23 protein-coding genes are annotated in these 23,477 nt (G+C 62.9%); 7 read left to right on the forward strand and 16 right to left on the reverse strand.

The annotated features are described in order from the left end of the window. Positions 1-3 precede the first annotated feature (3 nt). Genes AAIL66_RS01880 through AAIL66_RS01890 form a run of 3 tightly spaced genes read right to left on the reverse strand, consistent with a single transcriptional unit; the run spans position 4 to position 2,505 of the window. A complete protein-coding gene (locus AAIL66_RS01880; protein WP_087865948.1) occupies positions 4-1,491 on the reverse strand; it encodes a sensor histidine kinase in 1,488 nt (495 codons plus the stop codon). A 5-nt stretch (positions 1,492-1,496) separates the two neighbouring features. Further along, complete coding sequence (locus tag AAIL66_RS01885; protein ID WP_046461267.1) at positions 1,497-2,168, reverse strand: response regulator transcription factor; 672 nt, start codon at positions 2,166-2,168, stop codon at positions 1,497-1,499. A 28-nt stretch (positions 2,169-2,196) separates the two neighbouring features. Then, the gene (locus AAIL66_RS01890) at positions 2,197-2,505 is read right to left on the reverse strand and encodes a PepSY domain-containing protein (RefSeq protein WP_012837366.1); all 309 of its coding nucleotides are present in this window, start codon (positions 2,503-2,505) and stop codon (positions 2,197-2,199) included. A 280-nt stretch (positions 2,506-2,785) separates the two neighbouring features. On the opposite strand from AAIL66_RS01890, the gene AAIL66_RS01895 reads away from it, so the two are divergent. Both AAIL66_RS01895 and AAIL66_RS01900 read left to right on the forward strand, forming a co-directional pair. Then, positions 2,786-3,166 (forward strand): PepSY domain-containing protein, encoded by a 381-nt coding sequence (locus AAIL66_RS01895; RefSeq protein WP_003064525.1) that lies wholly within the window; start codon positions 2,786-2,788, stop codon positions 3,164-3,166. 277 nt (positions 3,167-3,443) lie between these two features. Then, positions 3,444-4,049 carry a glycine zipper 2TM domain-containing protein gene (locus AAIL66_RS01900; protein WP_343495865.1) on the forward strand — a complete coding sequence of 202 codons (606 nt, stop codon included), beginning with the start codon at positions 3,444-3,446 and terminating at the stop codon, positions 4,047-4,049. Positions 4,050-4,240: 191 nt separating this feature from the next. Here AAIL66_RS01900 and AAIL66_RS01905 read toward each other — a convergent pair whose 3' ends face one another. Beyond that, a complete protein-coding gene (locus AAIL66_RS01905) occupies positions 4,241-4,762 on the reverse strand; it encodes an FKBP-type peptidyl-prolyl cis-trans isomerase (RefSeq protein WP_003064531.1) in 522 nt (173 codons plus the stop codon). Between the two features lie 235 nt (positions 4,763-4,997). Here AAIL66_RS01905 and AAIL66_RS01910 point away from each other — a divergent pair, with 235 nt between their 5' ends. Beyond that, positions 4,998-5,777 (forward strand): DUF2076 domain-containing protein, encoded by a 780-nt coding sequence (locus AAIL66_RS01910; protein WP_343495866.1) that lies wholly within the window; start codon positions 4,998-5,000, stop codon positions 5,775-5,777. A 274-nt stretch (positions 5,778-6,051) separates the two neighbouring features. On the opposite strand, the gene AAIL66_RS01915 is transcribed toward AAIL66_RS01910, so the two are convergent. From AAIL66_RS01915 to AAIL66_RS01940, 6 genes are all read right to left on the reverse strand, one after another. After that, the gene (locus tag AAIL66_RS01915) at positions 6,052-7,503 is read right to left on the reverse strand and encodes an aldehyde dehydrogenase (protein WP_343495867.1); all 1,452 of its coding nucleotides are present in this window, start codon (positions 7,501-7,503) and stop codon (positions 6,052-6,054) included. A gap of 192 nt (positions 7,504-7,695) precedes the next feature. Continuing rightward, positions 7,696-8,409 carry an ABC transporter ATP-binding protein gene (locus AAIL66_RS01920; RefSeq protein WP_343495868.1) on the reverse strand — a complete coding sequence of 238 codons (714 nt, stop codon included), beginning with the start codon at positions 8,407-8,409 and terminating at the stop codon, positions 7,696-7,698. Continuing rightward, the gene (locus tag AAIL66_RS01925; protein ID WP_343495869.1) at positions 8,402-9,172 is read right to left on the reverse strand and encodes an ABC transporter ATP-binding protein; all 771 of its coding nucleotides are present in this window, start codon (positions 9,170-9,172) and stop codon (positions 8,402-8,404) included. Before AAIL66_RS01925 ends, AAIL66_RS01920 begins: the two co-directional genes overlap by 8 nt. After that, a complete protein-coding gene (locus AAIL66_RS01930) occupies positions 9,169-10,119 on the reverse strand; it encodes a branched-chain amino acid ABC transporter permease (RefSeq protein WP_343495870.1) in 951 nt (316 codons plus the stop codon). Before AAIL66_RS01930 ends, AAIL66_RS01925 begins: the two co-directional genes overlap by 4 nt. Then, positions 10,116-10,991, reverse strand: coding sequence for a branched-chain amino acid ABC transporter permease (locus tag AAIL66_RS01935; protein WP_343495871.1), 876 nt, complete (start codon positions 10,989-10,991; stop codon positions 10,116-10,118). Before AAIL66_RS01935 ends, AAIL66_RS01930 begins: the two co-directional genes overlap by 4 nt. Before the next feature lie 227 nt (positions 10,992-11,218). After that, positions 11,219-12,442: an amino acid ABC transporter substrate-binding protein gene (locus AAIL66_RS01940; RefSeq protein ID WP_224650041.1), complete on the reverse strand. Its 1,224-nt coding sequence runs from the start codon at positions 12,440-12,442 to the stop codon at positions 11,219-11,221. 214 nt (positions 12,443-12,656) lie between these two features. Here AAIL66_RS01940 and AAIL66_RS01945 point away from each other — a divergent pair, with 214 nt between their 5' ends. Then, positions 12,657-13,637, forward strand: a complete 981-nt coding sequence (locus AAIL66_RS01945; protein WP_034359967.1) for an AraC family transcriptional regulator — start codon at positions 12,657-12,659, stop codon at positions 13,635-13,637. 279 nt (positions 13,638-13,916) lie between these two features. Here AAIL66_RS01945 and AAIL66_RS01950 read toward each other — a convergent pair whose 3' ends face one another. From AAIL66_RS01950 to AAIL66_RS01965, 4 genes are all read right to left on the reverse strand, one after another. Continuing rightward, positions 13,917-15,467: an FAD-binding oxidoreductase gene (locus AAIL66_RS01950; protein ID WP_034378834.1), complete on the reverse strand. Its 1,551-nt coding sequence runs from the start codon at positions 15,465-15,467 to the stop codon at positions 13,917-13,919. 19 nt (positions 15,468-15,486) lie between these two features. Continuing rightward, positions 15,487-16,002 carry a hypothetical protein gene (locus AAIL66_RS01955; protein ID WP_343495872.1) on the reverse strand — a complete coding sequence of 172 codons (516 nt, stop codon included), beginning with the start codon at positions 16,000-16,002 and terminating at the stop codon, positions 15,487-15,489. 13 nt (positions 16,003-16,015) lie between these two features. Then, a complete protein-coding gene (locus tag AAIL66_RS01960) occupies positions 16,016-16,336 on the reverse strand; it encodes a cytochrome c (RefSeq protein ID WP_343495873.1) in 321 nt (106 codons plus the stop codon). A gap of 176 nt (positions 16,337-16,512) precedes the next feature. Further along, entirely contained in the window at positions 16,513-17,964 is a 1,452-nt protein-coding gene (locus AAIL66_RS01965; protein ID WP_343495874.1) for an aldehyde dehydrogenase, read from the reverse strand. A 354-nt stretch (positions 17,965-18,318) separates the two neighbouring features. Between AAIL66_RS01965 and AAIL66_RS01970 the strand changes: the two genes are divergently transcribed. From AAIL66_RS01970 to AAIL66_RS01980, 3 genes are all read left to right on the forward strand, one after another. Next, on the forward strand, positions 18,319-19,269 hold the full coding sequence (locus tag AAIL66_RS01970) for a helix-turn-helix domain-containing protein (RefSeq protein WP_034378841.1): 951 nt from the start codon (positions 18,319-18,321) through the stop codon (positions 19,267-19,269). A gap of 71 nt (positions 19,270-19,340) precedes the next feature. After that, a complete protein-coding gene (locus AAIL66_RS01975) occupies positions 19,341-20,465 on the forward strand; it encodes a cupin domain-containing protein (RefSeq protein ID WP_343495875.1) in 1,125 nt (374 codons plus the stop codon). 377 nt (positions 20,466-20,842) lie between these two features. Beyond that, positions 20,843-21,109 (forward strand): hypothetical protein, encoded by a 267-nt coding sequence (locus AAIL66_RS01980; RefSeq protein WP_034359978.1) that lies wholly within the window; start codon positions 20,843-20,845, stop codon positions 21,107-21,109. A gap of 271 nt (positions 21,110-21,380) precedes the next feature. Here the strand turns inward: AAIL66_RS01980 and bamC are convergent, their stop codons facing one another. Together bamC and dapA are read right to left on the reverse strand one after the other, a co-directional pair. Next, complete coding sequence (bamC, locus tag AAIL66_RS01985; RefSeq protein ID WP_034359980.1) at positions 21,381-22,493, reverse strand: outer membrane protein assembly factor BamC; 1,113 nt, start codon at positions 22,491-22,493, stop codon at positions 21,381-21,383. Between the two features lie 63 nt (positions 22,494-22,556). Further along, positions 22,557-23,453, reverse strand: a complete 897-nt coding sequence (gene dapA, locus AAIL66_RS01990; protein ID WP_003064577.1) for a 4-hydroxy-tetrahydrodipicolinate synthase — start codon at positions 23,451-23,453, stop codon at positions 22,557-22,559. Positions 23,454-23,477 lie beyond the last annotated feature (24 nt).

Here is a 23,477-nt window from a genome sequence, read left to right on the forward strand (position 1 = left end):
CCCTCAGTCCTGGTGCCTGGCGCCGGGCAGTTGCAGCTGCATGCGCAGCCCGCCCAGCGGCGACGGCAGAGCCTGGATGCTGCCGCCATAGGTCTGAACCAGATCACGCACGATATCCAGGCCCAGGCCGGCGCCGGGACGCTGTTCGTCCAGCCGCTCGCCGCGCGCAAAGATGCGCTCGCGCAACTCGGGGGCGATGCCCGGGCCGTCGTCGTCTATGCACAGCGTCAGTTGCTGGCTGTCATCGGCTATAGGCTGCACCTTCAGCACGACCTTCGACCTGGCCCATTTGCCGGCGTTGTCCAGCAGATTGCCCAGCATCTCCATCAGGTCCTGGGAGTCGCCCTTGAAGTCCCATTGGGTGGCATCCCCCTGCAGCTCGAAGCGTATGCAGCGCGCCGCATGCAGCTTGTCCATGGTGTGGACCAGGGAGTGCAGCGGTCCGGCCAGCGCGGTGCGCAGGCCATGGCCTTGCTGCGCCGCTGCTGCGGCGGCGCGGGCGCGGGCCAGGTGATATTCGACCTGGCGGCTGGCACTGGCGACCTGCTCGCGCACCAGGGTCGCGAGCGGGCTGTCCTGCTGCGCGGCCGCGTTGCCCATGATGCTCAGCGGAGTGTTGACTGCGTGAGCCAGATTGCCAGCCTGGGTGCGGGCTCGCTCCACCATCTCGGCATTCATGCGCAGCACATGGTTGAACTCCTGAACCAGGGGCATGATTTCGGCCGGGTGCTCGCCCCTGATTTCAGAAGCTTCGCCCTGGCTCACGGCGGCCAGCTGACGGCGCAGGGCGGCCAGCGGAGCCAGTGCCAGCTGCAGCTGCACGACCACGGCGGCGATCAGCCCCGCAGCCAGCATGCACAGCGCGGCCACCAGCATCTTGGTAAAGCGCTGCAGCGGCGTGGCCAGCATGGCCGCGTCGGCGGCAATCATCAGGCGCAGCGGCGGGGCGTCGGCCTCGGGCAGCTGTACGGTACGCGTCACGATCACCAGGGTGTTGCCATTGCCGTCTGACATATGGCCGTAGCTGGCGGGAGCGTGCAGGGGCAGGGTGGGCTCCCAGACCTTGTCGGCCTTGAAGAAAGGCCAGTCCAGGGTCTGGTCCCAGAGCGAGCGCGAACGCTGGATGCCGGCCTGAACCGTCTGTTTGCCGGCCGCATCGAGCTGGTCTACCTGCCAGTACATGCCCGACAGCGGCTGCTGCAGCAAGGGGTCGCCGGAGAAGGGCGAGACCGTGACCGGGACGGACTGATCCGGCTGGTAGTTGACGGCGCCGCTGAGCCGGTCGAGCTTGGCCACCAGCTGGCTGCGCAACTGCTGGGTCAGGTGCTCGGCAAACAGCGTGCGCAGGCCCCAGCCCGTGAGCAGCAGTGCAGCCAGCACCCAGATCATGGCACCCGCCAGCAGTCGCAGGCGCAGCGAGTTCTTCCAGGAGCCCGCGCTCAGCGGTGGCGGCTGTTGGGCCATGGGGGAGGTCAGAGTGTGCTCGGACATAGGCTTTATTCTTGGTTGGATGGCGCGGCCAGGCGATAGCCCAGGCCGCGCACGGTTTCGATCGAGCCGGCGGGTAGTTTTTTCCGCAGGCGCCCGACAAATACCTCGATGGTGTTGGAGTCGCGGTCGCTGTCCTGCGGATAGATATGCTCGGACAGCTCGGTGCGTGAGACCACGGCGCCCATGCGCTGCATCAGCAGGGCCAGCACCTTGAATTCATGGCTGGTCAGCGTCAGCGCCTGACCTTCGACGGTGACGCGCGCCTGGCGCGAATCCAGGGTGATGGAGCCGCATTGCCACAGTGCGCTGGCATGCGGGCTCAGACGCCGCAGCAGGGCGCGCAGACGCGCCAGCAGCTCTTCCATGTGGAAGGGTTTGGCCAGATAGTCGTCGGCTCCGGCATCCATGCCTGCGACTTTTTCATGCCAGGCGGCTCTGGCGGTGAGGATCAGCACCGGCATGGAGCGGCCCTGCGCACGCCAGGCGCGCAGCACGCTGAGCCCGTCGCGCACCGGCAGGCCCAGGTCCAGCACCGCAGCGTCAAAGCTCTCGACCTCGCCCAGGTATTGCGCCGTCTCGCCATCGGCGGCCGTCTCCACAGTGTGGCCGGCCTGCAGCAGGGCCTGATGCAGCTGCTCGCGCAGCGTGGGTTCGTCTTCAATCAGCAAAATTCGCATGCTCTGCAGCCTTCCTGAGTGCCGGGGTTCACTTCTTGCGTTTCATGCTGATCAGCTTGCCGTTGCTGGCATCGATCTCCAGCTTGACCACCTTGCCGTCGTTTTGCAGCAGCCGGATCTCGTAGACAAAGCGGCCGTCCTCGCGGTCGAACTCCACCTTGATGACCTGGCCCTGGTATTGCTGCTCGACCTGATCCAGAACCGTGCGCAGCGGCAGCACCTGACCCTGGCGCAAGGCCTGACGGGCGAGTTCGTGATCGTTGTCGCCGGCATCCGAGGTGGCGGGCCACAGGCTCAGTGCGGCAAAGCCTGCCGTTGCCAGCAGCATGGCCAGCACGGCATGAAGGGCGCGCCGGCGTGGGCGGTGCGCAGATTGCGGGTCATTCGAGGCGTTGAGAAAAGACATGGCGAGAGGGCTGGAGTTGGAGGTGATGAGGTCTGGTAGCGGTCTGCAGCCAAGGTTATAGGCCTGCATCGATGAACGGAAGCTGAATGGCGGCTTCAGAAACGGTTCAGCCTGACTTGCGAACAATCGGCACCAACCCGCTGCGCAGTGCTTGTGCACTGGCGGGCCGTGTTTTGTCCCTTTCTTCGACCCAGCGACTGCAGGAGTTTTCATGTCCCATCTTCCCAGCCCGGCTTTTTCCATGTCCTCAGGCCCCCTGTCCGTATTCCGCTCCCTGCGGCGTCGCAGCGGCACGGTCTTGCTCGCAGGCGCGGCGCTGCTGTCGGCTGGCACTTGCCTGGCCGCAGAAAACTCCCTGGCGGATCGTGCCTCGGCCTCGGTGGCCGCCGTGCGCGGCATGGCGCTCGGGCCGGCCCTGTCCATCCGCGATGTCTGCGACCGGCTGGAGAAGGCCGGCTATCGCGAATTCCAGGAAGTGGAATGGGACGACGGCCTCTACAAGGTCAAGGCCACGGCCAGCGATGGACGCTTTGTGAAGCTCTATGTCGACGGCCGTAGCGGCGAAGTGCTGCGCGTACGCACCAAGGGCTAGGATTGGCTCCGGATTCGATAGCTGTCAGCGCCCTGCCGTTGTGGACTCCATGACGGTTTGCAGAGCAAAGAAGCCAGGTATTGGGCAAGGCGCTATGGTTTGAAGAGTTGTAAACGGCTGCGCTTTACTCAAAGTATTGTGAGCAAATGTGAAAGCTGTCGTCCTGGCGAGCCTGTGCCGCGTTGCAATGGAAAGGCAGACCGTGCAAGGTTTGCAGAGCAACTCATAACAGGGACTGCGGCGCATGGAATGTGCATGCGCCAACCAGGAGATTTCCATGCAAATCAATCAACGCTGGGGCCGCTTGGCCATGGTGAGCACAATCGTTGCGGCTCTGTCGGCCTGCGCGGCCTATCCCCAGGGTGGCTACCAGAGCGGCGGCTACCAGGGAGGTTACTCCCAGGGTGCTTATTCGGGTACAGGCTACCCTGGCAGCACACAGGCCTACCCCGTGGGCAACAACCAGGTCCAGACCTATCCCGCCAATAACTGCGGCTACAACAACCCCAACTGCTATTCGCAGCAGCCTCAGCAATACGCCCAGCAGGGCCGTGTGATGAATATCGAGACCGTGCGCGTGCAGGACGGCAGCGGCATTGGCGCCGGCGGCGCGATTGCCGGTGGCGTGATCGGCGGTGTGCTGGGCAACCAGGTGGGCAAGGGCTCGGGCCGTACACTGGCGACCATCGCCGGTGTGGCTGCAGGCGCTTTTGCCGGCAACGCCGTGCAAAACAACATGGGCGGCGGCAGCGTGCGCGATATTTACCGCGTCACCGTGCAATTGCAGGACGGCAGCGTGCGCGCTCTGGACTACCAGCAGCCTCCGCAGCTGAGCATCGGCGAATATGTGCGCGTGGAAGGCAACCAGATCTTCCGCCGCTGAGCAGGCAGGCGCACATAACAAAAGGGACTCCGAGGAGTCCCTTTTTACTTCACCAGTCAAGAGCAGTACAGCCTTGAAAACTGGCGTGTTCTCAAGCCAGAGATAGCAAGCAAGAGCCTAGGCGGCCCCGCCGCCCCGCAGCGAAGCTGTCGTCTCCCTGAGGGGGAAGGCGCAAAGCGCCTCAGGGGGTGTCAATGCAGTGTTTCATTGCCCGGAGCCATGGGCTCGATACGGAAAAATCCCGTACCGGCCGTGCCGCGACCGATTTCTTCCTCGGTGGCCTCACGCACGGCTTCGATCTTGAGGTGCAGGCGGATGGCGATTCCGGCCAGCGGGTGGTTGCCGTCCAGCACCACATGCTCGGGATAGATTTCGGTGACCGTGTAGAGCAGATCGGGAGGCACGGGGTTGGTGCCCTTGGGCATGGCCGTGCTCTCGAAACTCATGCCTTCCTCGATCTCCTCGGGGAACAGCTCGCGCTTTTCCAGGAAGATCAGGCTCTCGTCATAGTCGCCGAATGCCTCTTCGGGCTCCAGGTGCAGGTCCAGTGTGGTACCTACGCCGTGGCCTTGCAGAGCCTCTTCGATGCGCTTGAACAGGTCATCGCCGCCGACAAGGAACTCCACGGGCTCGTCCAGCACATCCAGCTCCTCGCCCAGGGTGTCTTTCAGTGTCCAGGTCAGGGCGACCACGCATTGTTGGGTAACTTCCATGGTGTGTGTATGCAGTTGGTGGGCCGCGGGCCAGTCCCGCAGCCGAAATTGAAACGCCGCCACGGCCGTGGCGCAATGGCAGGCATTGTCCCATGCGCTGCCCGCAACTGCAGCACAGGCCTTTTGTTACACCCTGCAAAAAGCACTTGCACAGCCTTCACATTGGCGCTCTTGCAGGCCTGCATACTGACCCCATCTCTGCTGCAAGTAATTTGCGGGCTTTAAGGAAGGCACCATGACCTCTCAGGAACAACAACTGCTGCAAGACCTGTGCGCCAGGCTGACGCTGACCCAGGGTCAGCCCAAGGACGCGCAGGCCGATGCCGAGCTGCGCCGTGGATTGAGCAACGCGCCCGATGCGGTCTACTGGCTGGCCCAGCGCACCTTGATGCTGGAGCAAGCCATTCAGCAGGCCCAGCAGCAGATCGGCGAGTTGCAGCAGCAGGTGAAGCTGGCCCAGCAAAGCCAGGGCCAGGGCGCCGGCAGCTTTCTCTCGGGCGGCCTGGGCACGCACTTCGGCCGCGCTCCCGAGCGCTATGCCGAGGATGGTGGCTACGCTGCCAATGCCCAGCCTCCCTATCAACCCCAGTACCAGCCGCAGAACCAGCCGCAAGTGGCGCCTCAACCTTCCAGCTGGCGCGACCGTTTCTTTGGCGGCGGCTCGGCGCCGCGTGCTGCAGCGCCGCAGGCCTATGGCCAGCAGCCTGCAACCTCTGCCGGCAGCAGCTTCCTGGGCAATGCCGCAGCGGCCGCAGCCGGTGTGGCGGGCGGCATGTTTCTGTTCAACGGGCTGGAGAATCTGATGGGCGGCCATCACGCCGGCTCGGGCAGCCAGAGTGGCGGCGAAAGCAAGTCGCTGGCGCAGGACAGCAGCAACCAGGGCTTGCATGGCGATAGCGGCAATACCTCCAGCCTGGCCAACGATGCGGGCCTTGGCAGCATAGACAACTCAGCCAGCTTTGACAGCGGCAGTTGGGACGATGGCGGCGGCTTCTTTGACGATGACTTTGCCTGATTACATGCTTTGAGATTTTTGAGGCTCAAGCCCTTTTCCATCAAACGCTAGCAGCTATGGATTAGATAGTGAGAAGGAAAAAAGAAAGCCACCTGGCGTTTTCAAATCAGGTGGCTTTTTTAATTTCAGTAGCGATGGGCGCGAGCTTTAACTAGGGCGCGACCTAAGTGTGGGACAGCAAGCAAGCGCCGCCGCGCAGCAAAGCTGTCGTCCCCCCGCGAAGCAGAGAGGGGGAAGCGGCGGGGCCGCCCAGGCAAAGCCGCTCAGGGGGTCTTTAGAACGGATAGTGGCGTTCTGCGGTCTGCATGGTCACCCAGCGGGTTTCGGTAAAGGCATTGATGCCCTGCTGGCCGCCGAAATGGCCATAGCCCGAGGCCTTGACGCCGCCAAACGGCATCTGGGCTTCGTCATGCACCGTGGGGCCGTTGATATGGCAGATGCCGGCCTCGATGCGCGCCGCCACACGCCAGCCGCGGGCCGTATCCCGGGTGAAGACTGCCGAGGACAGCCCGAACTCGTTGTCATTGGCCGTGGCAATGGCTTCTTCCTCGCCGTTCACGCGCACGATGCCCTTGACCGGGCCGAAGGTCTCCTCGTGGAAGATGCGCATCGCCGGCGTCACATGGTCGATCAGCGTGGCGGGCATCAGCGTGCTCTCGGCCTTGCCGCCGCAGACCAGTTTTCCGCCCTTGGCCAGCGCGTCGTCGATCATGGCATTGCAGCGCTCCACCGTGGCCAGATCGACCACCGAGCCCAGTACCACGGGGCCCTTGCGCGGGTCGCCCAGCGGCAGGCTGCTGGCCCTGGCGGCAAACTTGGCGATGAACTCCTCGGCCACCTTGTTATCCACCACAAAGCGCTCGGTGGACATGCAGATCTGGCCCGAGTTGGCAAACGCGCCAAAGGTGGCGGCGTTCACTGCCGCATCGATATCGGCATCGTCGAGCACCAGGAAGGGAGCCTTGCCGCCGAGCTCCAGCAGCGCGGGCTTGAGATGTCTGGCGCAGGTCTGGCCGATGATGCGGCCCACACGTGTGGAGCCGGTAAAGCTCACGCGGCGCACGGCGGGATGGGCCACGATGGCTTCGACCACGCTGCCCGCATCGGCGGGCGCATTGGTCACAAAGTTCACCACGCCGGCGGGCAGGCCCGCGTCCTGCAGTGCCTCGATGATCAGGCCGTGGGTGGCGGGGCACAGTTCCGATCCCTTGAGGATCACGGTATTGCCGCAGGCCAGGGCCGTGGAGATGCTGCGCACGGCCAGGATCACGGGGGCATTCCAGGGCGCGATGCCCAGCACCACGCCGGCGGGCTGGCGCACGGCCATGGCCAGGCTGCCGGGCACGTCGGAGGGAATGATCTCGCCATTGATCTGCGTGGTCAGCGAAGCCGCTTCCAGCAGCATGCTGGCGGCCAGATGCACATTGAAGCCGGCCCAGATGCCCGAGGCGCCGGTTTCTGCGGCCATGGCCGCGGCAATCGCTTCGCCCTTGGCCTCCAGCGCCTGGGAGGCCTTCATCAGCATGGCGCGGCGGGCGTTCGGCCCCAGTTGCGACCAGGCGGGGAAGGCTGCTGCCGCTGCATCGCAGGCGCGAATCGCGTCCTCGGTCGTGGCTGCCGGGGCCCGTGTGGCCACGCTGCCATCCAGCGGGTTCCTGCGTTCAAAAGTCGCGCCATTGCCGGCTGCGCATTCCTGGCCGGCTATCAGCATTTTTTGTTCGATCATTTGTGTCTCCTTTTAAGTGTCGAGCCAGTCGATGAGACTGGTAATTGTTCAGGGCCTTCAATGAAGTGCGGCCTGGTAAGGGGGTGTCGAGCAAGGGCCTAGGCGGCCCCGCCGCCCCGCAGCATGGGCAGCCCCAGCGATGGCACCGTCCCCCTCCGGGGGAAGCGGCAAGGCCGCTCAGCGGGATTCATCTCAATGTTCACCGCCTAAATAAGCGCGGCGCACGGCGGGGCTGCTGCTGAGTTCTGCGGCCGAGCCTTCGCCCACGATGCGCCCGGTTTCCAGCAAGTAACCACGGTCGGCAATAGCCAGGCTCTGGCGCGCGTTCTGTTCCACCAGCAGCACGCCCATGCCCAGCGTTTTGATGTGCGCCAGGGCTGCGAACAGCTCTTTGCACATCAGCGGTGACAGGCCCAGCGAAGGCTCGTCCAGCAGCAGGATATCGGGCTGGCTCATCAGCGCGCGGCCCACGGCCACCATCTGCTGCTCGCCGCCGCTCATGGTGCGAACGACTTGCGGCAGGCGATCGCGCAGCTTGGGAAAGAGGGCGAAGACCTGCTCCAGATTCCGTGCTTCATTGGCGCGTGCGCGCCGGGGCTGGGCTCCCAGCAGCAGGTTTTCCTTGACGCTGAGATCGCCGAACACGCCGCGCCCCTCGGGCACCAGGGCCAGGCCGGCTTGCACGATGGCATGCTGGGGCAGCTGCATCAGCTCCTGGCCCGCCAGCTGGGCGCTGGCGCCGGCCTGGGGCGTGACCATGCCGCCCAGCGCCTTGAGCAGGCTGGACTTGCCGGCGCCGTTGGCGCCCAGCATGACGACCAGCTCGCCGGGGTTCACCTGGAGGCTGACCTGGTGCAGCGCCTCATGCTTGCCGTAGCTCACCGAGATATTGCGCACTTCAAGCATGGCGAACCTCCGCTGACCGGTCTTCATCTGCACTCACATCTTCCCCCAGATAGGCACGCACCACCTCGGGCTCTTTGAGCACCTGGGCCGTGGGGCCGTCGGCTATTTTTGTGCCCGCGTTCATCACCACGCAGCGGCTGCACAGCGCATGCACGGCGTCCATCACATGTTCGACCATGAGAATCGTCAGCCCCGTGGCCTGCAACTGCCGGATCAGTGCAATGCCCTGCTGCAGCTCCGTGGGGTTCAGGCCTGCCAGCCATTCGTCGAGCAGCAGGATCTGCGGCTCCAGCGCCAGCGCGCGGGCTAGCTCCAGGCGCTTTTGGTTGATATAGGTGAGCTCGCCTGCGGGAGTATTCTCAAATTCGGCCAGACCCACCTGATTCAGCAACTGCAGGGCACGCGCGGCGGCGGGCCTGCCGAACAGGGGCCGGGGTTTGAAGGCCATGCCGGCAATGACGTTGTCGGTGCAGCTCATGGAGCCCAGCACCTTGACCAGCTGGAAGGTGCGTGCCACGCCCAGGCGGGCGATCTGGTGGCTTTTGAGCGGGTGGATGGGCTTGCCGTTGAATACGATCTCGCCGCCGTTGACGGGCAGGGCGCCCGAGATCAAATTCATGGCCGTGGTCTTGCCCGAGCCATTGGGGCCGAGCAGGCCCACGACCTCGCCCGGGTAGACGTCAAAGCTCAGTGCGTTGACGGCCACCAGGCCGCCGAAGCGTTTGGTGGCGCCGCGCACGGAAAGCAGGGTGGCGGTCTTCATGGCTGGTCTCCCTTGCTGGCCGAATTCCTGCCCAGCAGCCTGGCCAGCACGCCAGACAGGCCCTGGGGAATGAAGTACACGATCACGATGAACACCAGGCCCAGCAGAATCGAGAAATGGTTGGGGAAGTTGGCAGCCAGGTACTCGAACAGCAGCACCAGCGGCACGGCCCCCAGAATCGGGCCGAACAGCGCGCCGGCACCGCCGAGCAGGGCCATGATCAGGGTCTGGAACGAGACGGCGGGAGCAAAGGCAATGCTGGGGTCGATATAGGTCCAGCGCGGAGCCATGATGGCGCCCGTGACGGTGATGAACACGGCGCTGACGGCGAACAGCAGCAGCTTGGCCGTGGTGGTGTTGATGCCCACATGGGTGGCCACGGTCTCATCCTCGCCGATCACGCGCAGGGCCAGACCCAGGCGCGAGCGGTTGATAAGGGCGCGAAGCGCCAGCACCAGGGCCAGCATGGCCAGCAGTTGCCAGTAGATATCGAGCTGGGTGATCTCCACGAACACATAGCGGCCCAGATCCTTGGTAATGTTGACTTCCCACCATGTGACGAGCTGCTTGACCAGCTCGGCCAGGCCGAAGCTGAAGATCACGAAGTACACGCCCGACAGCCGCAGCGTGGACAAACCCACGATCAAGGCCATGACCAGGCCCACGCCGGCTGCAATGCCGAGCACGGCGGCCCAGGGCAGGGACTCGCCGAACACGGCGGTGACATAGGCGCCCATGCCGAAGAAGGCAACGGTGGCCAGCGAGATATAGCGCGTCGGTCCAGAGAACAGCGCCCAGGCCGTGGCCAGCACGCAGTACATCAGGATGCTGATCATGAGCGAGAGGTAGTACTCGTCCGTCAGCCAGCGCGGCAGCAGTGCCAGGCCCAGCAGGGCGGCGGCGCTGACGGCCCAGATCAGGATTTCCTTGCGATGGTTCGGATTCATCGTGCGGCCCTCCCGAACAATCCTGTGGGCTTGAACAGCAGCACCAGCAGGAACACCGCGTAGTTGACGGCCAGCGTCAGGCCGGGGTCGACAAAGGAGGCCACCAGTGTTTCGGCAAAGCCCAGCAGCATGCCGGCCACCAGGCAACCCATGAGATTGCCCACGCCGCCCATGATGACGACGATCAGCGCCTTCATCGCAAACATGGTGCCCATGCCGGCCGAGAAGGGCAGAAACATGCTGACCAGTACGCCGCAGACCGCCACCAGCGCGCCGCCCAGACCGTAGGCCAGTGCCGCCGTGCTGCGCACATTGATGCCGACCAGAGGTGCGAACTGCGGTGCCACGGACACGGCGCGCACCACGGCGCCGGCGCGGGTGCGTGTCAGCAGCAGGTACAGGCCGCCGCCCAGCACGATGGCAAAGCCCAGCACCAGCAGACGGTTGGCCGCGACCTTGCTGCCCAGGATCTCCACGGGTTCGGACAGATAGCTGTAGCTGTGATAGTCGCCGCCGAACATCACCAGCATGACGCCCTGGACGACGAACAGCATGCCGAAGGTGGCCAGAATCGAATCCACCTCCAGCGCCGGCCCGCCCTTGGCGCGGCGCACCAGCGGGGTCAGCAGCAGCTGATAGATCAGCCACTGGATGACAAAGCCCAGCGGCACCACCAGCAGCACCAGAAGCAGCGGTGAAATACCCCAGCTGCTCACCGCAAAAAAGGCCAGAAAGGCCGGTGCAATCAGAAACTCCCCATACGAGAGATTCATGATGCGCGCCACGCCATACTGCAGCGTCAGCCCCATGGCCACCAGGCCGTAGAGCCCGCCCAGCATGGCGCCAGCGAGAAGGATGTCTATTAAATTCATAGCGTATACCGCTTGTGATTCATTGTTCTTGTTATGAAATCAATGCAAAGTTAAAGCTAGACATGCATAAGCAGCTCTTGTTTTGATAGTTATTGCGGAGCTGGGCGAATGCTGGAATAGGCATGCCCCAGCAACGGGACAGCGAGGAAGGGCAGCCCCGCACCGAGGCTGTCGTCCCCCTCCCATAGCGCGAAGCGCGTAGAGAGAGGGGGAAGGCGCGCAGCGCCTCAGGGGGTGACCCGCGGTATCACCGCAGGTTTGACCCCCGCTCGGCTAGTCGGCGCAATCGCATTGAACTCGCCGTTCTGCCACTGGCCCACATGCCAGAGCTTGGTCAGCATCTGGCCTTCAAGCTTGACGGGGCCGAGCACGGTCTCGAAGCTGCCGCTCTTGAGCTCCTGGGTCACGGCGGCGCGGTCAATCTTGCCCACGCGCTCGATGGCCTGCTGCAGCATCTGCAGCGAGGTATAGACGATGGGGCTGGCAAAGCGGTCCGACTCCTGGCCGGTCACTTCCTTGAAGCGCTTCAGATAGGCCTGCATCTGCGGGTTGCCGGCATCGATGCCGCCCGGCGCCATCACGCCTTCGGCCGCTGCGCCGAACTTGCCCTTGAACATGGGGAACTGCGTGCCCACGCCGGTGAAAAGCACCTTGGGAGCCAGGCCCAGCGTCCTGGCCTGCTCGTTGATCAGCATGGTGTCGGGCGGATAGGAGTAGGCCACGAAGGTGTCGGCACCCTTGCCCTTGGCCTCGTTGATGACGGGCGTCATGTCCTGCGTGCCGATCGGGTAGCTCTTGTCGTAGACCAGCTCGAAGCCATGCTGCTTGGCGGCCTTGCGCGTGGCATTGGCCAGCTCCACGCCAAAGCCGTCGGCGATGTTGATCATGGCGATCTTGTTGTTGATCTTGCCGTCTTTCTTGGCCTTTTCCAGCATGGCGACCAGGCCCTCTGCATATTCGCCGCCCGTGCCCAGGAAGAAGAAGGCATGCTTCCAGCGCTTGGCCAGATCGGGGGCCTTGTCGGTCACCGAGGTGGCGGCCAGCAGCGGGTATTTGTGTTTTTCGTAGGTCGGACCGACGGCCAGGTTGGAGCCCGTGCCCCAGGGCGGCAGCACGAAGTCCACCTTGTCTTGGGTGATCAGGCGCTCGGTGGCGCGCACGGCCTCCTCGGTGCTGGAGCGGTCGTCGTATTCGATGACCTCGATGGGCACGCGCTTGTTGTAGGCCTTGAGCATGATGCCGCCGGCGTCGTTGATCTCCTTGACCCAGAGCTTGTAGTTGGGCGCCGTGGTCACGGAAGTACCGCCCGCGTTGACGCCGGTCTTGGCAATTGCCCAGCCGATACGGATGGACTTGGGCGCTTCCTGGGCCAGGGCCTGGCCGCACAGGCCCGCCAGGGCCGTGGCTGCGACCAGGCTTTTGAGAACAAAACGCTTGTCGGCGAATGTCATGTTTGTCTCCTTTTGATGGACGGGTGTCCGGGTTTTCGGCCATCGTAGGAAATCGCGGCGCAAGGGGCTTGTCTGTGCGTGCACTGCGTCTTGTCTGTGCATGCAAGTGTCTGTGGGTAAACACTGATTTCCCTGCGAGGCGCCGGTTTTGCCCGGCCCCTGGTCTGGATTGCTATGGATAATGAAGCATCCTGTTACTTCTTCAGGAGCCCAGATGCGGCCAGACATTCCTGCCTACCAAGTGACCGAGAAGATGACCGAGATGCAAGGTGCCCAAGCCGTGGGCGCCTGGCAGCACTGGATGTCCACGCTCTATGGACTGGAGAGCGATGTCTATGGCGATCAGCATTTCTCGGCGCGGCTGGGAACCCTGGAGCTGGGGCCGGTGGGCATGACCCGGATCGAGGCCAGCCGCCATCGCGTGCGGCGCACTTCGGCCAGCATGGCACGCCACAGCACCGACTTTCTCAAGATCGTGGCCCCCTGGCATGGCGAGGCCCGCGTCTGCCAGAACGGGCGCGAAGCCGTGGCGCGCAGCGGCCAGTGGCTGATCTATGACACCACGCAGGAGTACGAGGTGCTCAACCCCGAGTGGTGCGAGCATCTGATCATCACCTTGCCCAAAAGCCGCTTCGAAGACCATGGCCGCGCCATCGACGCCCTCATGGGGCGCTATGTGGGCGGCAGCGAAGGCGTATCCCGCATTGCGCTGGACATGATGCGCGGCACTTTTGCCGAATGTCGGGCCATGGGCCAGGGACTGGCCCAGCATGTGACGGATTCGCTGCTTCAGTTGATCCAGCTGTCCCTGCTCGATGCCTGCGGCCGCGCGGCCTCGCTGAGCGCCAGCGAGCTGCTGCAGGGCCGCATCAAGGCCTATGTGCGCCAGCATCTGCGCGATCCTGCCCTGAGCGTGGATGCCGTAGCCGCAGCGCTCAACTGCAGCAAGCGTCATCTCTACAACGCCTTTGCCGATGAGAGCCTGTCCATCAGCCAGCATATCTGGGCCGAGCGCGTGGCCCTGTTCCAGCGCGAATTGCTCAGTCCTGCCAATCGCCATTGCACCCTGACCGAGCTGGCGCTGGCCAGCGGCTTTGCCAGCGGCGCGCATCTGAGCCGCCTGTTCAAGCAGCACACGGGGCAGACGCCGGCGCAGTTCAGGGCAGGCGTGCAGTCTTCGAGTCTGCTGAACTAGGCATTAAATTGGCCTTAAACCCAATCCAGAAAATAGCAAACAGCTATTGATACAATAGCAAACAAGAAGCAAGCAAGAAGCAAGCAAGAAAAAGAAAGCCACCTGGCGTTTTCAAATCAGGTGGCTTTAAAAATTTGAGGCTAGGGCGCAGCAATTGAACAGGCATGCCCCATCAAAGGACAGCAAGCAAGCGCCGCCGCGCAGCAAAGCTGTCGTCCCCCTCCCGCATTGCGAAGCAAAGCGAGAGAGGGGGAAGGCGCAAAGCGCCTCAGGGGGAGATCAAATGTTTATTCCGCACTTGCCCGGGGCCAGAATCCCATTGGGGTCCAGAGCACGCTTGATCTTGCGCTCGATATCGCGCTTGACCGGACCGTAGCTCTGCGCCACGCGCTCCTGGAAGGCCGTGTTCACGCGGTACACGGCATAGCCTTCCTTCTCGAACTCGTCCAGCAGCTCGGCAAAGCAGGCGTTGGCGCGCTTGGTTTCCTCTTCGTTGCTGCGGTCGTAGAGCACATCGATGACATGGTGCATATCGCGCCAGCCGACGATGAACTCGCCCACATAGTCCAGGCCATGCTTGTTGAGGATCTTCTTGGCCAGCGACTTCTGCTTGTCGCACTCGCTGCCGCGCGCCTGCGACACAGGGGCAAACCACATCGAGCCGCCACCCCCGCGCCAGTTGTACAGGCCGAATTCCTGCAGGTTGGGCACGCCCGACATGAGCTGGGCACGGTACTTGAAGGGCTGGGTGTCGCCCGCCATTTCTTCGGTGATCAAGCGGCCCTTGCCCAGCTTCTTGAGCGCGTCCTGCACGATCTTGAAGTTGACGTCGACCTGCTCCCTGGTGCCGTACAGCGCAGCGTAGACATTCCAGGCGCCCAGATGCTTGTCTTTCTGGATCTGCTTGAGGATGGCGTCGGGCGTATGGCCGGGCTCGGTGGTGTAGTCCGAGCGGCGGGTGTTGCAGGTGGATGCCTCCCACAGCACGCCGGCAATCACCACCGAATTGGGGATGACCTGGGCGATGCGCAGGGGGCGGATGAATTCCACGATTTCGGAGATATCGCTGTCTTCGTCGAACTGGATTTCCAGCGGCTTGAAGACCGGGGGCTTGGGCATCAGCCAGAAACCCATCTTGGTGCAGATGCCGTAGTTGGACTGGGTGAACATGCCGTCCAGCGTCGGGCCGTAACCCCATTTGAACACCTGCCAGGCCTTGTCGCCCTTGACGCCTCCCATGCCGGTGCGCAGCACATCGCCGTTGGCCATCACCACTTCCATGCCGCACTGCATCATGAAGTGTTCGCCATAAGGTGTGTAGCCCACGCCGCGGTCCATGGTGTTGCCCAGAGGACCGGCAATGGCCGAAGGTGCCGAGAACGACAGCATCAAGGGAATCTTGTTCTCTTCGAGGTAGTCGTAGAGCATCTGGTAGGTCACGCCAGGCTCAACCAGGGCCGTGCACAGTTCGGGGTCCACGTGGATGATCTTGTTCATCTTGCGCAGATCCAGCACCACCTGGCCGCGCTGGCCCGGTGCGGCCGAGCCGTAGCCGAAGTTGCGGCCGGTGGAGATGGTCCACACGGGCACCTTGTGCGCGTTGCAGATCTTGACGACCTCTTGCACCTGCTCCACGGTGGTGGCAGTCACCACGGCGGAAGGTGTGTGCTCTTCGGTAGGCACAGCCATCATCACCTTGGTGTAGGGACGAACCAGTTCGTCCTTGATCATCACATTGTCTTCGCCCAGGGCCTTCTTGAATTGGGCGATGGCCGCATCGAAGCTGCTCTCGCTCATGCCCTTGGGCAGGGCCATGTATTTGCTTGTCATGCTCTGCTTTCCTTGTTTCTTAGATTACGCAGCTAAAGGACACGCGGGCTTCCTTGCCTGCTGCCGCCGTGGTGGTGTTCATGACTTGACCGGACGCCAGCGACCGACCCAGCGCCTGGGCCCAGTCGGCGGCGGCGCCGTCCACGCGATGGTGTTCCACGGCCAGCACGCGGCCGCCGCTGGAGCGAACCAGGTCCAGCACCAACGTGGCCGAGGCGTCATCAAGCAGACCCACCAGCAGGGTTTCCTGGCTGTCGGTCAGCAGCTCGCCCAATTGGTTGAATGCGGCGCTGTCCAGACCTTGAAGGCCGGTGTGCACCACGTTGCGGGAGGTGCTCTGAACACCGGCCACAAAGGCCTTGTCCAGCGCGCTGGCGTGCATGGAGGAGGTCACGGCCAGCACCTCGGCAGAGCGCGTGGCTGCGCTGGCGGTGCGGCCTGCAGCGGAGGTGGCAGCCTGTGCCCAGCCTATGCCGGAGACAGCCAGACCTGCAGCGGTCAGACCTTTGAGAAGGGAGCGACGATCGGTTTGCATTGCATCGTCCTCCTTATTTCCTGGTTGGCTCGGCTGCCTTGGGGGCCTCTGTCTTGGACAGGTAGTTTGCCAAGTCTTCCAGCGTGGCGTCGTCGATATCGGTCACGCGAAAGGATGGCATGGCGTTCATGCCGTTGCGCGCAATGATCACGTAGGTCGCGGGCGGAAAGCCTCGCCCCTTGATGACGGGGCCTATGCCGGCTTCATGGCATTTGGCGCAGGTCTTTTCGTAGAAGCGCTGGCCGGGGCCAATGTTGTGAGAGTCCGCAGCCGAGGCGGCGAGGCTGAGGCCAGACAGCAGGGCTGCCAGGGCCAGTTGGGAGGCATGTTTCAACGTGGGTCTCCGGTGGTTCTGTGGGTCGGCAGACACAAGGCGCGGGTTGGGGTCCGCGCCTTGCCCATGCAGGCGCTGCACCTGAGGTCTTTGCCTCATGGCCCAGTGCCGGCGATGGAGGTTTCAAGCGAAGACAGGAGTCATGCCTGCAGGCTACGACTGCTGTCCTGGACGCTTTAGAAGGGGTAGTGACGTGCGGTGGTCTGCATGGTGATCCAGCGGGTGTCGGTGAAGGCATCGATACCGGCCTGGCCGCCGAAGTGGCCGTAGCCCGAGTTCTTCACGCCGCCGAAAGGCATCTGGGCTTCGTCATGCACGGTGGGGCCGTTGATATGGCAAATACCGGCCTCGATACGGCCAGCCACGCGCCAGCCACGCGCTGTGTCCCTGGTATAGACGGCGGAAGACAGGCCGAACTCGTTGTCATTGGCCATGGCGATGGCCTGCTCTTCGCCACGCACGCGCACGATGGCTTTTACCGGGGCAAAGGTCTCTTCACGGAAGATTCGCATCTCGGGAGTCACGCCGTCTATCAGCGTGGCTGCCATCAAGGTGTCGTTGGCCTTGCCGCCGCAAAGAATCCTGGCACCCTTGCTCACGGCATCGTCGATGAGCTCGTTGACGCGGTTCACGGTGTTCATGTCCACGACTGAGCCCAGCACCACCGGTCCCTGGCGAGGGTCGCCCAGAGGCAGGGTCTGGGCGCGGCCCACCAGCTTGGCGATGAATTCCTCGGCCACGGCCTCGTCCACGATGATGCGCTCGGTGGACATGCATATCTGGCCCGAGTTGGCGAAGGCGCCAAAGGTGCAGCCGGCCACCGCGGAGTCGATGTCGGCATCGTCCAGGACCAGGAACGGGGCCTTGCCGCCCAGCTCCAGGATGACGGGCTTGAGGTATTTGGCGCAGGTCTGGCCGATGATGCGGCCCACGCGCGTCGAGCCCGTGAAGTTCACGCGGCGTACGGCGGGGTGGGCCACCATGGCCTCGACCACGGCGCCGGCGTCTTCGGGCGCATTGGTCACGAAGTTCACCACGCCGGGCGGCAAGCCGCCTTCCTGCAGCGCTTCGATGATCAGGCCGTGCGTGGCAGGGCACAGCTCCGAGCCCTTGAGGATCACGGTATTGCCGCAGGCCAGGGGCGTGGCAATGGCGCGCACGGCCAAGATGATGGGGGCATTCCAGGGGGCGATGCCCAGCACCACGCCGGCGGGCTGGCGCACGGCCATGGCCATGCTGCCGGGGATGTCCGAAGGAATCAGCTGGCCGTTGATCTGGGTGGTCAGCGACGCAGCTTCGAGAAACATATTGGCGGCCAGATGCACATTGAAGCCGGCCCAGATGCCGGAGGCGCCGGTTTCTGCCGCCATGGCTGCGGCAAAGGCTTCGGCCTTGGCCTCCAGGGCCTGCGAGGCCTTCATCAGCATCAGCCTGCGTTCTGTGGGGCCCAGGGCCGCCCAGGCAGGGAAGGCCGCCTGAGCGGCTTCCACGGCACGCACGGCGTCGGCTGTTGTGGCGGCCGGGGCACGCGTGGCGACCGAGCCGTCCAGAGGGTTTTTGCGCTCGAAAGTGGCGCCATTGCTGGCCTGTGCGGTCTTACCGCCGATGAGCATGCTTTGTTCAATCATCTTCGCTTCCTTCACTACCAAGGGCGCGTGACCGCAGTCACTGCTTGTTGATGCAAGTTGAAAAGTGGGGGCTGGTGTCGTTGCACAAGGCTTGTGTCACCGGGCTTGTCTCCACCTTTTGTGATGTTTCGCCTGACACTGGCGTGTGAGTGATCGTAGGAAAAGCCCTGGCAAGATGCTGTGCGCAATGTGCACAAACCGTTTGACGAATCGTGCACGCGACCTAGGGTTTGCACTAGTTTGAATGCAGTGTGGGAGATTCTTCATGGCCTGAGCGCGAAAGTGCTCACTTACCGATAATTGTTGTACTTTGTCGGTACAGGCAGAGATAGATACAACGAGGAGTCAAGGCCCATGACCGCGCCCGTGGTACTGAGTACCGATGGTCTTCCCGAGAAGGAAACTGCACCAGCCTGGCAGGGCTGGATGGCACAGCTGTTCTCGGGTCTGGATACGGATCTGTATGGCGACACCTGTTTTGACGGGCATCTGAGCGTGGCATACGCAGGCGATGTGATGCTCACCAAACTGGATGCCGGGCGCCACCGCGTCATACGCGACAGCCACCGTCTGCGCGATAGTGAAGCGGCCTACCTCAAGATCGTGGCGCCCTGGAGCGGCCATGCCGAGGTGGAGCAGTACGGCAGCAAGGCCTGCGTGAGCAATGGCAGCTGGGCCATCTATGACACCTCGCAGCCCTATGTGGTGGCCAACCCCCGGCACACGGAGCACCTGATCATGATGGTGCCCAAACAGAGCATTGCCGAGCGAGGCCTGCGTCTGGAAAACCTCATGGGTCGATCGGTGGGGGGCAGCGCCGGCATTGCGCGTATTGCTCTGCAGACCATGCGCAGCACTTACCAGGAACTGGACAATATGACGGCACCGCTGGCGCGCCGCGCCGGGGAGTTGCTGGTGGATATGGTGCATCTGTCCCTGCAGGCACTTGGCGGGCAGGCCACGGCGGTGACGCAAAAGCAGGCTCTGTACGACCGCATCTGCGAGCATGTGGCCTGCCATGTGCGCGACCCCGGGTTGTCGGTCGATCAGGTGGCCGAAGCCCTCAATTGCAGCCGTCGGCATCTGCACAACGCCTTTGCGGGGCGAGACCAGTCGCTGGGCGGCTTCATCCAGCAAAGCCGGCTGGAGCTTTGCATGCGGGAGCTGCATTCCCCGGCGCTCGCGCACCGCACCATTACGGAAATTGCCATGGGCTGTGGTTTTGGCAACAGCGCGCACTTCAGCCGTGCCTTCAAGGCCTATGCCGGCATGTCGCCGTCCGAGTTCAGAGCGCTCGGTCATTGATCTGTGCCGACCAGCGTTTTCGAGGCCTATAGGACAATGCAGGCCGTTGCTTAGAAAGCAGGACTGTATTCATGGACATCAATACGCCGCTCACCCTGCTGGGTGGGCTCACCGCCTCTCAATTCATGCGCCGCCACTGGCATAAAAAGCCTTTGCTGGTGCGCCAGGCCATCCCCGGCTTCAAGGCCCCTATTTCGCGCGCCCGACTGCTGGCCATGGCGGGCGAGGATGGCGTGGAGTCGCGCCTGATCCAGCAGCTCGAAGGCGACAACTGGAAGCTCAGCCACGGCCCGCTGTCCCGTCGCAGCCTGCCTGCATTGACCAAGCCGGGCTGGACCGTGCTGGTGCAGGGCGTGGACATGCATGACGCCAAGGCGCATGAGTTGCTGCAGCAATTCCGCTTTGTGCCCGAGGCGCGCCTCGATGATCTGATGATCAGCTTTGCCACCGATCAGGGGGGCGTAGGCCCGCATTTCGACAGCTATGACGTGTTTCTGCTGCAGGCCCAGGGCAAGCGCCGCTGGCGCATCGGTCGTCAAAAAGACCTGTCTCTGCAGCAGGGCAAGCCACTGAAAATCCTCTCCAATTTCGAGCCCGAGGAAGAGTTCGTTCTGGAGCCCGGCGACATGCTGTATCTGCCGCCCAAATGGGCGCATGACGGTGTGGCGGAAGGCGAATGCATGACGTATTCGATAGGCTTTCGCTCGCCCGATCGCAGCGAGCTGGGCCGCGAGTTGCTGCTGCGCATGTCGGACGAGCCCGACGAGCCCGAAACTCCGGTCATTTATCGCGACCCCAAGCAGGAGGCCGTGAGCAACCCGGCGCTGATTCCTGAAGGCATGTATGACTTTGCCCGCGAGGCACTGAAGAAGGCCATGGCCGATCCGCTGGCGCTGGAGCGCGCGCTGGGCGAGTACCTGACCGACCCCAAGCCCAATGTCTGGTTCGAGCATGGCGATGAAAACGGCATGTTCGAGAGCGTGGTGCTGGATCGTCGCACGCGCATGATGTATGACGCCAAGCACATCTTCATCAATGGCGAAAGCTATCTGGCAGGTGGCCGCGATGCCACGTTGATGCGCAAGCTGGCAGACAGCCGAGCCCTGTCGCGCAAGGATCTGGCAACTGCCAGCGATGACGCGCTGGAGTTGCTGTCGTCGTGGTTTGATGCTGGCTGGGTTCGCTCCGGCGACTGAAACAGGGTGGACTTGTAACAGCGATCGTGCTAACTTACGGGTTTGTCCTCTGTGGCTCCTGCTGATTTCGCAGGCTTTGTGTAGGTTATGTAAATCTTTATCAAAGCTTTGTCAGGGATTTGACAGGAATAAATTTATGCTCCACAGTGTGGCTCAAGGCAAGCGTGGGCTTGCCCGATAAATGAGAACGCGCCGATTTGTGCAGAATTGTTTGGTTGCTGTCAGTGTTAGTCAGCAATGGGCAAAACTACCTATAATGCGGGCTGAGTCGAATTTATCGTTTGACCTGATCTGCCAGAGCGATCAATAGCTGCAAAAGGCTGACCGTAATGGCAATCTGCATACCGTCTGCTGAACCTACCATTTAGGAAACTGTCATGAAGAACTCTCTGATTCTGGCTACCGTGATCGCTGCTGCTGCTCTGGCTGCTTGCGGCAAGAAGGAAGAAGCTCCTGCTGCTCCCGCTCCTGCTGTGGAAGCTCCTGCTGCTCCCGCTCCTGCTGCTGAAGCTCCTGCTGCTCCCGCCGCTGACGCTGCTGCTCCTGCTGCTGATGCTCCTGCTGCCCCCGCAGCTGACGCTCCTGCTGCTCCTGCCGCTGACGCTCCTGCTGCTCCCGCCGCTGAAGCTCCTGCTGCCAAGTAATTCGCTGCATCAGCCAGCTTGAGGCCCAGGCCTCAAGCATGAAAAAACCGCACTCAGGTGCGGTTTTTTTACGTCTGGATTTCACAGCGGATTTTCGAGCCGCGGATGCTTGTCGGCATACAAGATCTGCACCTGTATCAGCACTTGGGCGGATTCTCGCGGGCAAGCGCGCCATGAGCATTGCAGCCCCCAAGCCGAAGTTCGATTCGTTCGGGCATGAAAAAAGCCACCAGAGCGCAGTCCGGTGGCTTTTGCATGGGGGCAGCGCTCTTTACTTCAGATCATCGGTGATGATGCGCACGATGCGCTGGCCGTTGGCGGAGTTGTCCGGCTGGCCTTGCTCATTGAGCACGCTGACCTGGGACTTGTTGCCGTCGCCCTTGACCTGGATCTGATACTTCTGAGGCGCGGCAGCTTCCTTGCCCTGGCTGAAGATCTTGCTGAAGAAGCCCTTGGACTCAGGCTTGGCGTTCGGGTCCACGTAGCGCACGTAGTAGAGGCCGCGGCTGCGGTCGCGGTCTTCCACGGTGAAGCCGGTGCGGTCCAGTGCCACGCCAACGCGGCGCCATGCGCGCTCAAAGCCTTCTTCCAGCTGCAGCGTGGGCACACCGTTGATGGTGTCCATGCGTGCGCTGGTCGAGGTGGTGGCTGCAGACTTGTCCGCCTTGGCAACGGCAGAGGCCTGCTCTTCGCTCACACCCAGCTTGACCATGATGCGGCGCAGGAATTCGGTTTCCAGTTCGGGATCGCGAGGACGCGGTTGCCAGATGGTGTTGTCCTTGCGCTCGCTGGTGTAGACCTCCTGCATGCCACGGTGGGTGACATAGATGCGGGTCTTGCCATCGGGCTCGCGCTCCAGGCGGGTGCGGAACTTGTCGCGCTCGCTGGTGGAGTAGAGCGAATCGAACACCTTGCCCAGGCTTTTTCGGATGATGTCCTGAGGCAGCTTGGCGCGGTTTTCGGCCCAGTCGGTCTCGAGAATGCCCAACTGGCGGTCTTCCATCGCATAGATGAAGCCGTTTTCCAGCCAGAAGTCGCGAGTGGGCTCCCAGAGCTTGTCGGCTGCACGATCAACCACGAGCCAATGCTCGGCACCGTCGCGCTCGATGCGGACGTCGCCAATCTTGTTGGCCGCGGTGTTGTTGTCGGCAGGCTTGGCGGCCTTGGCATTGGCCTGCATGGCAGCAGCGGATACCACGCCACCAGGGACGGTATAGCGCGAGTCTTGCGACAGCTGCGTCAGATCCGGAGGGACTTCAAGAGAGGGAGCTTGATTCTTGCCCGCGCTCTTGTAGTCGATCTTGGTCTCTTGGAACGTGGTCGTGCAGGCAGACAGGCCCAGCGCGATGCTGAGCAGGCTCAAACGTGCTGTTTGTTGTTTCACGCGGATTGTCCTTGGGTAGCGTTCAAGCTATGTGCGAAAAACCGCTAGCTTAGCGCAACTCGATCAGAGTACGCCAACTTTACGCAGAGCATCCTCAACAACTGCTTCGCATTGCTCGCTCAGCGGCGTCATGGGCAGGCGCATGGCGGGGCCGCACAAACCCATGCGGGCTGCTGCCCATTTCACGGGAATGGGATTGGCTTCGACAAACAGACTCTTGTGCAGGGGCATGAGCTTGAACTGGATTTCCATGGCGCGCTTGGTATCGCCGGCCATGGCGGCCTTGCACAGCTCGCTCATCAGGCGGGGAGCGACGTTGGCCGTCACGCTGATGTTGCCGTGGCCGCCGCACAGCATCAGTGCCACGGCGGTGGGGTCGTCGCCGGAGTAGACGCCGAAGCCGGCAGGCACGTCACGGATCAGCCATTGAGCACGCTCGATGTTGCCGGTGGCTTCCTTGATGCCGATGATGCCGGGGATCTGGGCCAGGCGCAGCACGGTGTCATGCTGCATGTCCGCAACCGAGCGGCCGGGCACGTTGTACAGGACCACGGGCAGGTCGCCAGTGGCTTCGGCGATGGCCTTGAAGTGCTGGTACTGGCCTTCCTGTGTGGGCTTGTTGTAGTAGGGAACGACCTGCAGCTGGCTGTCGGCGCCCACCTTCTTGGCGTACTTGGCCAGCTCGATGGCTTCGTGCGTGCTGTTGGCACCGCAGCCGGCCATGATGGAGACGCGGCCGGCGGCCTGTTCCACGGCGACACGAATGATTTCGCAATGCTCTTCGACATTCACGGTGGGCGATTCACCGGTGGTGCCGACCACACCGATGCAGTTGGTGCCTTCGGCCACATGCCAGTCGATGAGTTTGCGCAGCGACGGGTAGTCGACGCTACCGTCTTCGAGCATGGGCGTAATGAGGGCAACAATGCTGCCAGTGAGAGCAACGGAGGGTGATGTCATATCCGCAATCAGAAAACGGTAAAA

It is taken from the genome of Comamonas sp. F1-6 (assembly GCF_039581415.1).
Classification (GTDB): Bacteria; Pseudomonadota; Gammaproteobacteria; order Burkholderiales; family Burkholderiaceae_C; genus Comamonas; species Comamonas thiooxydans.